Origin of the sequence: Mucilaginibacter sp. SG564 (genome assembly GCF_013149275.1) — a bacterium.
Classification (GTDB): Bacteria; Bacteroidota; Bacteroidia; order Sphingobacteriales; family Sphingobacteriaceae; genus Mucilaginibacter.
The window spans coordinates 15,611-28,973 of record NZ_JABGNA010000011.1 but is presented as its reverse complement, the minus strand read 5'-3'; the positions used below and the strand labels follow the sequence as shown (position 1 = coordinate 28,973).

The 13,363-nt window shown below is 44.6% G+C and carries 8 protein-coding genes; all 8 read left to right on the top strand.

All coding sequences use genetic code 11. From position 1 onward, the window contains the following. Positions 1 to 19 precede the first annotated feature (19 nt). From FHW89_RS22585 to FHW89_RS22550, 8 genes are read left to right on the top strand one after another with little or no spacing between them, the layout of a single operon-like run. A complete protein-coding gene (locus tag FHW89_RS22585) occupies positions 20 to 2,173 on the top strand; it encodes a hypothetical protein (protein WP_216650669.1) in 2,154 nt (717 codons plus the stop codon). Positions 2,174 to 2,180: 7 nt separating this feature from the next. Further along, entirely contained in the window at positions 2,181 to 3,359 is a 1,179-nt protein-coding gene (locus FHW89_RS22580) for a glycoside hydrolase family 172 protein (RefSeq protein WP_172337323.1), read from the top strand. 10 nt (positions 3,360 to 3,369) lie between these two features. Then, a complete protein-coding gene (locus FHW89_RS22575; RefSeq protein WP_172337322.1) occupies positions 3,370 to 4,539 on the top strand; it encodes a glycoside hydrolase family 172 protein in 1,170 nt (389 codons plus the stop codon). A gap of 35 nt (positions 4,540 to 4,574) precedes the next feature. Further along, positions 4,575 to 5,681, top strand: coding sequence for a family 43 glycosylhydrolase (locus tag FHW89_RS22570; protein ID WP_172337321.1), 1,107 nt, complete (start codon positions 4,575 to 4,577; stop codon positions 5,679 to 5,681). A 25-nt stretch (positions 5,682 to 5,706) separates the two neighbouring features. Then, the gene (gene hisD / locus FHW89_RS22565) at positions 5,707 to 6,999 is read left to right on the top strand and encodes a histidinol dehydrogenase (protein WP_172337320.1); all 1,293 of its coding nucleotides are present in this window, start codon (positions 5,707 to 5,709) and stop codon (positions 6,997 to 6,999) included. A gap of 5 nt (positions 7,000 to 7,004) precedes the next feature. Further along, positions 7,005 to 9,284 carry a DUF2961 domain-containing protein gene (locus FHW89_RS22560; protein ID WP_172337319.1) on the top strand — a complete coding sequence of 760 codons (2,280 nt, stop codon included), beginning with the start codon at positions 7,005 to 7,007 and terminating at the stop codon, positions 9,282 to 9,284. An 8-nt stretch (positions 9,285 to 9,292) separates the two neighbouring features. After that, positions 9,293 to 10,720, top strand: a complete 1,428-nt coding sequence (locus tag FHW89_RS22555) for a sialate O-acetylesterase (protein ID WP_216650668.1) — start codon at positions 9,293 to 9,295, stop codon at positions 10,718 to 10,720. Positions 10,721 to 10,739: 19 nt separating this feature from the next. Further along, complete coding sequence (locus tag FHW89_RS22550; RefSeq protein WP_253952300.1) at positions 10,740 to 13,355, top strand: GH116 family glycosyl hydrolase; 2,616 nt, start codon at positions 10,740 to 10,742, stop codon at positions 13,353 to 13,355. The last annotated feature ends 8 nt before the right edge of the window (positions 13,356 to 13,363 follow it).

The window sequence follows — 13,363 nt, the reverse complement described above, 5'->3', positions numbered from 1 at the left end:
AATTGTAATGATAAAAAGCATGAAAATAAATACAACCATAAAAAGCATTATTTGGATAGGCATCCTGCTGAATGCTGCTGTTATCCAATGTTTTGCAAAAGGTAAGGATCTATATTTCTATTGCAACGAAAAAAATGATCTCTTTCAATTGCTGAAGCGCGAAGGCTTCAACGTAAAGAAGTACAATACACCACAAGCTGCTGTAAATGCAGCTACCCGTGAATCTGGAGTATTTATTATTGCCGATGCCTATCCCAAAACAGACCCCGTTAACCTGATCAATCAGCAGCTGATTGATCAGGCCCAAAAAAAAGAACTTAAATTATATGTGGAATATCCCTCTGCGTTTCCTGGTTTAACTATACCTGCACAACCTGTTGAAACTCATTTGGAACGTGCCGTTGTAACTGAAGATGTTTTTGGTGAAAATTTAAAACCAATGGCGTTGTTTGCTGTACAAAACAGCTATATTTTACCCGTTGAAATAAACAACCCCCTCATTGTTTTAGCCAAAGTAGTAGGTTTTGATAAAGCCGAATACGGATTAAAAGATACCAAAACTTATCCATTGCTTTTTGAGCGAAATGGTGTGTTGGTAAGTATGACAGGCCTCAGCAATTTTGAAACAGGCCGCTACGGCCCACAGAAAGCTGTAAAAACAGTTTGGAGATACATACTTGCCCATACAATTGGTAAGCAGAATGTTAACCTGGACAAATGGCTGGAAGATGTAAAACCCATGTTTGATCGTGAAGACCGGTTACCTGCAGACGCTCGTTTAACCTCTATAAAAAAAGGCGCACAGTGGTTTAATAATGGCCGTTTTTTTATCGACCAAAGCTGGAAGGCGGATTGGTTGAAACATGATGGGACCAATAATACAGTACCTATTGGTCCACCGGTGAATCAAAGCAAACTAAGTGGTGATGGAAGCCTGGGCATTATCGAGGGGCATACATCTACTATTTACTATGATGGCAGCCAGCAATACCGTTACTGGATGCGCGCTGATGTACAGGGTGAGGTAAGTATGGCTATGGCTGCCGCAGGTAATTTGCTGAACAATAACGAATATCAAACCAAATCTGCCAATCTGGTAAACTATCTGTTCAAAACCTCCAACCTGCGTGGAGGAAATAAGAATGATCCAAACAGTCCGGCTTTTGGTCTCTTAGGCTGGTCGACTCCCAATGCCACAACTTTTTATGGCGATGATAATTCCCGGGCCATCCTGGGCGCTATAGCTGCGGCATCATATCTGCATACCGATAAATGGGATAAAGAATTGACCGAGGCTATTATAGGAAATTTCAGAACGACGGGTAAACAAGGTTTCAGGGGAGAGCGGCTTGAAGAAGCGGACATTATTAAAAACGGTTGGCAATACTATTACAATCGCGATCTGGTGCATGAGTCGCCTCATTTTGAATCATGGATGTGGGCTTGTTATTTATGGTTGTATAGTAAAACAAAATATGAACCATTACTGGCTCGCACTAAAGAAGCCATTAAAATTACCATGGATGGTTATCCTGATAAATGGAAATGGGGCAGTAGTATGCAAACCCAGCGTGCCCGTATGATACTGCCGCTGGCATGGCTGGTACGTATAGAAGACACCCCCGAACACCGCCAATGGCTGGATAAAATGGTGAACGAGATACTGAAATACCAGGACGACAGCGGTGCCATACAGGAAGAATTGGGAAAAGGTAAAGGCATGTTCAAAGCCCTGAATAGTAATGCAGATTATGGAACAGATGAAGGCTCCCTTATATTTCGTAATGGCGAGAAGGCATCCTGTATGTTGTATACCTGCAACTTCGCCTTGTTTAGTTTAAACGAAGCAGCCCAGGCCACTGGTAATAAAAAATATAAAGATGCGGTTGATAAACTGTCGGATTTTTTAACCCGCATACAGGTACATAGTACCAAACATCACGATCTGGATGGTGCCTGGATGCGCGCCTTTGACTATGGCAGATGGGATTACTGGGCTTCCAACTCTGACGCAGGCTGGGGCGCCTGGTGTACATTAACTGGCTGGATCCAAAGCTGGATAGTAACCTCGCAAATACAGATTGAACAAAAAAACAGCTTTTGGGACGTAACAAAGAATTCTATCATTAAAGCCCAGGCAGATCCGGTCATTAAGCACATGTTAAAGCAATAATATCATCGTGAAAAAAAACATTTTTACTATTTTTCTCTCCATCGCATTCATTAATACTGCTGTGAATGCTCAAATTCTCAATAACGATCTGTCGGCATTGTCTCAAATACAGCAGGGTGTAACCTCAAAACGAATTAGTAGCTATGATCGCAGTGGTGGCGGTGATGATTTTATCCGGATAGCAAAGGATGAAAAAAAGACCATATTTGAAGTTAAGGGCGCTGGTATTATTAATCATATCTGGATCACCATGGCGCCCGACCCTGGCACCCTGAGCCGTAATGATGTGATCATTAAAATGTATTGGGATGGTAAGGAATATCCATCGGTATGGTCGCCCATCGGCCCGTTTTTTGGACAGGGCTGGCAGGAGTCCTACAATTACAGTGCTTTGCCGCTTTCTGCAAGCCCGGTTGAAGGGCGGGGGATGGTATGCTATTTTACCATGCCCTTTAATAATGGCGCACGGATCGAGATAGATAATCAGTCTGGGCGCAACATTGATCATTTTTACTACAGTATTGATTATGCTGCGATGGATAAACTACCTGCCAATACCGGGCGTTTTCATAGCTGGTATAATAAGCAGTTAACAGGTGCCTCCAAAACTGAAGGGGAGAATGAATGGGGTATTCTGGGTAAGCCCGGCAATAATCTCTGTGGTGAGGATAATTATGTGATTGCCGATATTAAAGGTAAGGGGCACTTTGTTGGGGTAAACTATTATGTTAATTCACCCACGCCGATGTGGTATGGCGAGGGTGACGAAATGATATTTATCGATGACCCGAAGCTACCCGCGTTAAATGGTACGGGAACTGAAGATTATTTCAATACCGCCTGGTGCCCAAAGGATATTTTCTCACATCCATATTATGGCTATCCCCGGGTAAATAATGATATAGGGTGGTTGGGACGTACCCATCTGTATCGGTTTCATATTACCGATCCACTGTATTTTAATAAGTCGTTTAAGTTCACTATTGAACATGGGCATAATAATGTACTCACGTTAGATCTGGCGAGTGTAGCCTATTGGTATCAAACTGAAGCTACTGCTGTGCCAGCCATTCCGGATGCTGCGGCCCGAAAGCCAATGCCGCTCATCAATATAGGTGACATACATCGCTGGCGTAATGAATGGCGCAAGAGTAAAGGTAATGATCCACTTTTATGGGGCAATTAAACTTATAGGTATGGAATCATTAAAATACGTTGTCGTTGCATTGCTTTTGGCCTGTGCCTCGCGGTTGCACGCTCAGGAAATGACGGATTTGACACTGATCAAACATGATGTAAGATCAAAGCGTGTAAGTAGTTACGATCAGAGCGGTGATAATCACGACAATCTGCAAAATATTAAGCCCGGCGAAAAGCGGACGATATTTAATGTACAGGGTACGGGTATCATCAATCACATCTGGATCACAATGGCACCTGAACCCCGGTTTTTGAGCCGCAACGATATTATCATCCGCATGTATTGGGACGGGAACGATTACCCTTCTGTTGAATCACCCATCGGCCCATTCTTTGGGCAGGGTTGGCAGGAATCATATCTGTTCACTTCGACGCCGTTACTGGCAACACCGATGAACGGGAATGGCCTGGTAAGTTATTTCGCGATGCCTTTTGCTAAGGGGGCGCGGATCGAGATCGAAAACCAATCGGGACAAGATATTAAGGCGTTTTATTTTTATGTGGATTACGTGGAAATGAAAAAGCTGCCTGCCAATACCGGCCGGTTCCATGCCTGGTATAACAAACAGCTTACGGGTCCGGCAGATAGTGTGGAAGACGAACACTGGATGTTTGGCCCCAACAAGCCCAACAAAACCGGAAAGGATAATTACATAATTGCCGATATTAAGGGCAAAGGGCATTTTGTTGGTGTCAATTATTACGTGCATTCGCCCACGCCTTACTGGTATGGCGAAGGAGATGATATGATTTTTATTGATGGTGATGATAAACCAACTTTAAATGGAACAGGCACCGAAGATTACTTTAATACCTCCTGGGGGGCGCCTAAAACGCCTTACAGCACACCGTATTTTGGTTACGCTAAAGTCAATAACGATATCGGCTTCCTGGGCAAGACACATATTTACCGCTTTAACATTGCCGACCCGATTTATTTTGACCGGTCGTTAAAATTCACTATTGAACACGGCAGCTCAAATGTGATGACACTTGATTTGGCCAGTGTGGCTTATTGGTATCAGGACAAAGCTGAGCGAATACCTTCCATATCCGGTGCTGCCGCACGTAAACCCATGCCTATGATCGGTCCTGTTGATATACACCGCTGGCGCAACGAATGGCGCAAAAGTAAAGGCAATGATCCAAAGCTGTGGGGTAATTAAACAGCGATCATTTTTATTCACCATACAACCTATCGATGAAAAAACAAATTAAAAGCAGGATCATACAAACCGTTAAGAATAATAGCTTACTGAAGCTGGCATTATTGGCCATATCGCTCATCATTATTTTATCCTGCACCAAAAAAAATGTTTCAAACACAACGCTCCCGTCTGGGGCGGCGGCTAAGGTAAGCACATTTAAAAATCCTTTAGTTAGTAGCGGTGCCGATCCCTGGGTAATTAAAAGCGGTAGCGTATTTTACTACATGAGCACCCAGGTATCCAATATTTCCATTACCAAAACAGCTGCAATTTCCGAATTGAGTAATGCCAGTTCAACAGTAGTATGGACCCCTCCTTCAACCGGGCCCAACTCCCGGAACATATGGGCGCCGGAACTTCATTACCTGCAGGGAAAATGGTATTTGTATTATACAGCAGGGGCATCGTCAGATCTGGGTACGCAACGTTGTTTTGTGCTCGAAAATTCATCCCCGGAACCCTTAAATGGCACATGGGCCGATAAAGGCAGACTTTTTGATCCTAATGGCGATTTTTTCGCTATTGATGGTACAGTGCTGGAATATAAAAGCAAGCTATACTTTATCTGGAGCGGGCAAATCTCTAAACAGGATATCACCCAGCGTATTTACATTGCCGAAATGGCCAATCCCTGGACACTGAAAACCGCTAAAGTACAGATCTGCATGCCCGAATACGATTGGGAGAAAAAGGGATCGGCGGTCAATGAAGGTCCTGAGGTATTACAAAACACGGCAGGGCGGGTATTCCTTGTCTACTCTGGCAGCAGTTGTAATACCGATGATTATGGACTGGGTATGCTTAGCCTCAAAGCAGATGGCGACCCTTTAAATCCGGCTGACTGGGTTAAAAGCCCGGTCCCTGTATTTAGTAAAAATATCGACAATAATGTATTTGGTCCTGGTCATAATGGCTTCTTTAAATCAAAGGATAACAAAGAAGATTGGATCATTTACCACGCCAATGCACAAAGTGGCCTGGGCTGTGGTGGATCAAGGAGCCCGAGGATACAAAAATTTACCTGGAACGCTGATGGTACTCCAGATTTTGGCATACCTGTAAGCACATTGCAAAACTTAAAAAAACCTTCGGGAGAATAATAACAAAATAATATATAACATAACCATGGCAGAGGTTTTAAAAAGTGGAAGAAACGCGTTGGAAATTAAAGACGCGGATACCAGGGTGAAAGAGACCGTAGAAAAAATAATCAGTGATATTGAAAATCGTGGTGATAGTGCTGTGCTGCAATACTCGGAAATGCTTGACCATTGGTCGCCCACATCGTTTAAACTCAGCGAGCAGCATATCAAAGAAATTGTCGATAATACCCCTCAACAGGTCATAGACGATATCAGGTTTGCCCAAAAGCAGATCAGGTTTTTTGCCGAGCAACAGCGGGCCTCTATTTCGGATATTGAGATCGAAACGTTACCGGGAGTATTTCTGGGGCATAAAAATATACCCGTTAACAGTGTAGGTTGCTATATCCCTGGAGGAAGGTATCCTATGGTGGCATCGGCCCATATGAGTGTATTAACAGCAAAAGTAGCTGGCGTAAAACGAGTGATTGCCTGCACACCGCCGATTAATGGCAAAATCCCCCAGGCAACGGTATGTGCGATGTACATGGCCGGCGCAGACGAGATCTATATTATTGGAGGTGTGCAGGCACTGGTAACCATGGCAATTGGTACCGATACTATAGAGCCTGTGGATATGATAGTTGGACCCGGTAATGCTTATGTGGCCGAGGCAAAACGTCAGTTATACGGGCGAGTGGGTATTGATCTGTTTGCAGGACCAACAGAAGTGTTGATCATTGCTGACGATACTGCCGATGCAGAGATGGTAGCTTGTGACCTTTTAGGTCAGGCTGAACATGGGCCAACTTCACCTGCAGCATTGATCACTACCTCTGCGAGCCTGGCTAGGGAAACGGTAATTGAAATTGAACGCCAACTGGCAAAATTACCAACAGCGGATATTGCTCGTGTGGCCTGGGAGAATAATGGCCTTATTATTTTGGTGGCTGATGAAGACGAGGCCATTCTGGAGGCCGATAAGTTGGCTTACGAGCACGTGGAAGTACTCACCAGGGATCCTCGGTTTTTCCTGGACAAGCTGACTAACTATGGTGCACTGTTCCTGGGCCCCGAAACAAATGTGGCCTATGGCGATAAAGTTATAGGAACCAATCATACCTTGCCCACCATGAAAGCGGCTAAATATACAGGTGGGCTTTGGGTAGGTAAATTCCTGAAGAACTGTACCTATCAACGCTGTACCGAAGAAGCAAGTGCCATGATTGGTGAGTACGCTATGCGCTTATGTGAATTGGAGGGTTTTGCAGCGCATAAAGAGCAAGCCGCATTACGGGTAAGGCGCTATGGCCACTTATTGAATGAAGTAAAATAAAACGAATGAATAAGGTGATCATCAGGTATTGGATCCGTGTGCTTTGCTTACTGTTGAGCACATCGATAGCACAAGCTCAGTCACGGTACAAAAAAGCAGGTGATATAGCGTACAGACCTATTCCAGTAGGTGATGATGCTTATCTCCGCTGGGATCTGTTACCAATGCAGCGCATTGGTGTAAGGGCTTATATGCGAAGTACCTATGATCGGGGTGGGGGCGGTTATGATGCCTCCCACTTCTTATTTATGAATAAAGAAGACGAAAATGTTACCCTGGATGTGAAGGGCAAGGGGATATTGTATTTTTTCAGGGCTAACCACTGGCACGGTAGTCCATGGCATTTTACTATAGATGGTACGGACAATATAGTAAAGGAAACGGCCACAGCTGCTCCCGTAAATGCCGATAAGGTATTTAAACAAACTGAGTTTATACCGGTCAGGGCTTTTCCTGAACCATTGGCATATACCTGGGCCACTACCAAAGGTGCCGATCTGATCTGGACACCGATACCTTTCCGTGATTCCTTGCGGATAGCTTATGCACGCACCATTTATGGTACAGGTTATTATATCTATCATTTATACGCTGATGACACCCGGCTTTCTCGATCCATCAGTTCATGGAACATGGCCAAAGCGCCAAGTCTGGATGTAATAAAGCTGCTTAATAGCGCGGGTACTGATATCGCCCCTCAAAACATTAAGGTTTTGAGGGGTAATATCAAGCTTAACCGCGATAGCATCGTAGTGGCAGATATCCGGACAACTAATTCAACCATCAGGGCGTTGAAATTTAGTTTACCGCTTGATAAAGCTATTGAGCTGGAACGTGTCAGACTGAAAGTAACCTGGGATGATGCCAAATATCCGTCGATAGATGCACCCCTTTGTTTGTTTTTTGGCGCAGGTACTTTTTATAACCGGGAGAATAAGGCCGATTTTGTAAAAGGACTGCCTATCAATATTCATTTTGATTATATCAACAAAAAGGTTGAACTGGCCTGTTATTACCCAATGCCCTTTTTCAGATCAGCAAAATTGGAATTGACTGCAATGTCATCACAGGAAACGAAGCTGGATTATGAAATAAGATACGAACCTGCTAAGATTACACAGAACCGAAGTAGTTATTTTCATGCAACTTATAAAGACCTCCCAAAGCCTGAGCTGGGCCTGGATATGACCTGGCTGGATACGCGCGGCATAGAAGGGCACCGGGATTGGTCGGGCAGCTTTATGGGGACATCTTTTATATTTTCGCATAACGCCAATCTGAGTACTTTGGAGGGTGACCCACGTTTCTTTTTTGACGATAGTCAAACTCCGCAGGCTTACGGCACGGGTACCGAAGAATGGGCAGGGGGCGGCGACTATTGGGGGGGTGAAAATATGACGCTTCCGCTGGCAGGGCATCCCTGCGGATCAACAGAAAAGAAGACCGCAGTTAATGAAAAAGATCTGATCCAGTCGGCATATCGTTTTCTTGTGGCCGATATGATGCCTTTCGGTAACCGCGCCGTTATCCGTTTTGAACATAATGAAAATGTATCGCAGGAACATTATGAAGCTGTTACCTATTGGTATGGCCTGCCGACGCCATCGCTCGTTAAAACCGATTCTTTAAATATCGGGCAGATCAAAAGTGAACAGCAGCACGCTTATTATTCGCCGGATGCATCGGCGGTGCAGACAATAAACTCCCGTTATGAATGGGGGCCAGACCATTACCCGACTGGCGCATGGGGGTATGATCTGAATAAAAAAACGGGCTATAAAGAGTTTATGGGTAAAGAGATCTACCCGTCGCACCAGGAAGATGGCCGTTACACCCGCGGTGCATCGGAGTTTACCGTAACGCTTGCCCGCCATAATTTAGGTGCCTTACTGCGGCGTGCACTGGATTATAGCTTCCCAAATCAAACCGCCGAGGTTTATGTAGCCCGGGTTATTAAAGGGCAGAATGAAGGAAAAGTAAATTGGCAAAAGGCGGGCACATGGTATCTTGCCGGGGCCAACACCTGTGTTGTTTCTCGCCCGCCGGGTGAGTTAAGCAAACGGGTTTATAACATACAAACATCCAACCGCCGTTTCAGGGATGATGAATTCCTGATACCTGCCAGGTTAACCAGAGGACTTTCGGCTATAAAAGTTAAATTAAAATTCATACCCAACGGTCAGCAATTATATCCTGGTAAGCCTTTTCCTGAACCAAGTGCCTGGAGTGAATTGGTCTATCAGGTTTACAGTTATGTTAGTCCTGATTACCATATTGGCAATTAATGTATACCATGAAAAATAGTAATAACAAAAAGGGATTTATAAAAACGGCGTGTATGGTCGTGATGATTTGCGCGGGTGCTTTTGTTCGTGCAGATATTCGTTTACCGGCCGTTTTGAGCAATAACATGGTTTTGCAGCAGCAGAGCCGCATAAAGCTCTGGGGCTGGGGCGAACCTTACGAAAAAATCACGGTTACCACTTCATGGGACAATAAAACTTACCCGGAAACCAAACCTAATGGTAACGCTAACTGGGCGCTTGATATCAATACCCCAGTTGCAGGTGGGCCTTATACCATTGCTATCAAGGCACGTAACACCATCGTTTTAAGTAATATAATGATAGGAGAGGTTTGGGTATGTTCGGGACAAAGCAATATGGAAATGAGCGGTAACTGGGGTTTACAGGATATTAAAGAGGCCTATAAAATAGCAGGCAATACCAACATCCGCTTTTTTCACATTCCCAAGGCTACAGCCAGGGTGCCACAAGATGACTGTCATGCGCAATGGGCTGTTTGTGATAGTAATTCCCTGAGATCATTCAGTGCCGTAGCTTACTTTTTTGGGCGCAATTTAAATAGCAAGCTGAATGTGCCCATTGGCTTGGTAGAAGCCGCCTGGTCGGGCTCGTCGGCTGAAGTGTGGACGCCAGATAGCGTAATAAATAATGATAACGTATTAAAACAGGCTGCCACCAAAATAGTGGCCAATGATCAATGCCCTAATGTTGCCGGTTATGCGTATAATGCAATGATAGCTCCCGTAAAAGACTTCAACGTAGCAGGCGTAATTTGGTATCAGGGCGAAAATAATACCATCAATGCGGGTACTTATCAGCATTTGTTTACCGCTATGATCGATGCCTGGCGGCGGGCGTTCAGTAAAAATATTCCCTTTTATTTTGTACAGGTAGCGCCTTTTAAATATCAATTGAGCAATGTGGGCGCATTGATGCGGGAATCCCAAACCGAAAGCATGAAACATCCAAATACCGGGATGGTGGTTATAACCGATCTGGTGGCGGATGTGAATAATGTACACCCTGCCAATAAGCACGATGTTGGTTTAAGGCTGGCCAATTGGGCCCTTGCCGAAACCTATCACCAGTCCAGCATTCGCTATAAAAACCCGATATTTAAAAGTATAAATATCTATAAAGAGAAAGCTGTTATAAGTTTTGATGATGCAGACAGCGGCTTAAAAATAAAAGGAGACTCTCTTACCGAAATAACTATTGCCGGGACTGATAGGATATTTTATCCGGCAAAAGCCTTAGTGAAAAAAAACATATTGATGGTTTGGAGCCCCATGGTAAAACAACCCATAGCTGTACGCTATGGATTTAGTAATACAGCTATTGGCAACCTCTTTAGTAAAGATGGCCTTCCCGCCGGCCCATTTAGAACGGATAGCTGGCCGATACAGATAAAATGATCATATAAACCTAAATTCTATGAGAATGAAAGAAAATAATAACAGGCGTAAGTTCCTTAAGAACCTGGGTGTGGGTGCACTGGGCGTGGCAGCTATTCCGGCTGATCTGTTTGCTGATACTAAACCCACAACGCCTAATCTGCAACCGCAGTTGTGCCATGATATGATCCCCGCTGCACGTGTATACAATGAAACATATACGGATGCTTATTTAAATCGTGTTGCCTTTCCCTTGGGCGGTATGGGGGCAGGTATGTTTTGTATCGAGGGAACCGGTGCCATATCACATATGTCGGTACGCAATAACCCCGAGATCTTTAATGAGCCCTGTATGTTCGCGGCCATCTCGGTAAAGGGAATGGAGAAGGGAGCAAGGGTGCTGGAAGGCCCGGTGCCTGCCTGGAAAAAATTCGGACAGCATGATTCTGGTTTAGGTGGGGGAGGCGAAACATGGGGCCTGCCACGTTTTAAAGATGTACAGTTTACCGCCCGTTTCCCCTTTGCTACTATAAAACTGGAAGACAATTCAATGCCATTGAAAGTAAATATTAATGCCTGGAGCCCATTTATACCAACTGACGCGGATAACTCCAGTTTACCGGTAGCCGCTTTGGAATACGAGTTTGAAAATGTCAGCAGCAAGACTATTGAGGTGGTTTTCTCATATAACAGCCGTAATTTTATGCAGCAAAGAGATGCCAGGAATTCGGTTAAACCTATTACGAATGGCTTTATATTATCGCAGGATGGAACAGAGAAAGCTCCCGAAAAAGCCGGCGACTTTGCCATATTTACGGATAATGAAAGTACGATGGTTGACCATTGCTGGTTTCGTGGTGATTGGTGGGATGCTTTTACCATGGCCTGGAATACCGTACAGACAGCTGATTTACGTAAAAATGAGCCTGTAGAGTCCGGCGCACCTGGCGCCTCATTATACGTGCCTTTAAAGTTATCCGCAGGAGAGAAGAAAACCCTTAAGCTTCTGATGACCTGGTATGTGCCGGATACGAACCTGCGCATAGGCGATGAGCCCCGCAATAATAATGACCAGCCATGCGAAAAATCAGGCAGCGAACCCGGTAATAAATTCCATAAACCCTGGTATAGCGGCAGATTTAAAAATATACAGGAGGCAGCCGCATACTGGCAGCAGAACTATACCCAGCTTTATAAAAAATCAACCATTTTTAAAAACGCCTTTTATGATTCGTCGCTTCCTCCCGAGGCACTGGAAGCTGTTGCAGCTAATTTAACCATTCTCAAGTCGCCTACAGTTTTACGACAAACCGATGGCCGTATGTGGAACTGGGAAGGCTGCGGTGATAGCTGGGGGAGTTGTCATGGTTCATGCACACACGTATGGAATTACGCGCAGGCGGTTTCACATCTTTTCCCATCACTGGAAAGAACGCTGCGAGAAACAGAGTTCGAGGTAAGTCAGAATTGTGATGGTCACCAGCAATTCCGCACGTCGATACCGATACGTCCGGTGGCGCACAATTTTCACGCGGCATCTGATGGGCAATTAGGCGGTATTATGAAAGTTTATCGTGAATGGAGGATTAGCGGCGATAATGCCTGGCTCAAACGCCTTTATCCTAAGGTAAAAATGAGCATGGATTATTGTATCAAAACCTGGGATCCACGTGGTCGTGGTGTATTGGAAGAACCTCATCATAATACCTACGATATCGAATTTTGGGGCGCTGATCCTATGTGTACTACTTTTTACCTGGGTGCATTAACAGCTACTACCGCGATGGGCAAATTTTTAAAGGAGCCTACTCAACATTATGAAGACCTGTTTGCTAAAGGAAAAGCAGTACTGGAAGGTACTTTATATAATGGCGAATATTTTGTACAAAAGATACAGTGGACAGGTCTTAACGTGCAAGATCCTACTACTGTAAAAAATCTGTCGAAAGAAGCAACCGCGTTATTACAAAAGGAGGGGCCAAAATATCAGTATGGCACGGGTTGCTTGTCAGACGGGATACTGGGTGTCTGGATAGCTGAGATGTGTGGATTGGATATCGCATTGGATAAAATAAAGATTAAGCAGCACCTGGCCTCTGTACATAGATATAACCTGAAAACAGATCTGTCTGAACACGCCAACCCACAAAGACCTACTTACGCTATCGGGAAAGAAGGAGGGTTGTTGTTATGTTCCTGGCCAAATGGTGGTAAACTGTCTATCCCGTTTGTGTATAGTGACGAAGTATGGACCGGTATTGAATACCAGGCCGCATCTCATCTTATCCTGACTGGGCAAATAAACGAAGGATTGGAGGTGGTGCGTACCTGTCGTGATCGTTACGATGGCCGGGTTCGGAATCCATTTAATGAGTATGAGTGTGGACACTGGTACGCACGTGCCATGGCCAGCTATGGTCTTTTACAGGCCTTGACAGGAGCGCGCTTTGATGCCGTTGACCAGGTGTTATATATCGACCCAAAAGTTGGAGATTTTAAAAGTTTCATATCGGCAAATACCGGTTTTGGAGTAATCAGTCTTCAGAATGGACAGCCATTCTTAAATGTGTTATACGGGAAAATACCCGTAAAAACCTTTAGTATATCCGGGCAGCATAATGTATCTGCTAAGGGTAGGGTAAAACAACCAGCTTAATAAGTTAA

Bases quoted from the DNA above. Each gene is read 5' to 3' on its own strand.
- FHW89_RS22585 (WP_216650669.1), top strand. From the start codon at position 20: ATGAAAATAAATACAACCATAAAAAGCATTATTTGGATAGGCATCCTG.
- FHW89_RS22575 (WP_172337322.1), top strand. From the start codon at position 3,370: ATGGAATCATTAAAATACGTTGTCGTTGCATTGCTTTTGGCCTGTGCC.
- FHW89_RS22570 (WP_172337321.1), top strand. From the start codon at position 4,575: ATGAAAAAACAAATTAAAAGCAGGATCATACAAACCGTTAAGAATAAT.
- hisD (WP_172337320.1), top strand. From the start codon at position 5,707: ATGGCAGAGGTTTTAAAAAGTGGAAGAAACGCGTTGGAAATTAAAGAC.
- FHW89_RS22560 (WP_172337319.1), top strand. From the start codon at position 7,005: ATGAATAAGGTGATCATCAGGTATTGGATCCGTGTGCTTTGCTTACTG.
- FHW89_RS22555 (WP_216650668.1), top strand. From the start codon at position 9,293: ATGAAAAATAGTAATAACAAAAAGGGATTTATAAAAACGGCGTGTATG.
- FHW89_RS22550 (WP_253952300.1), top strand. From the start codon at position 10,740: ATGAGAATGAAAGAAAATAATAACAGGCGTAAGTTCCTTAAGAACCTG.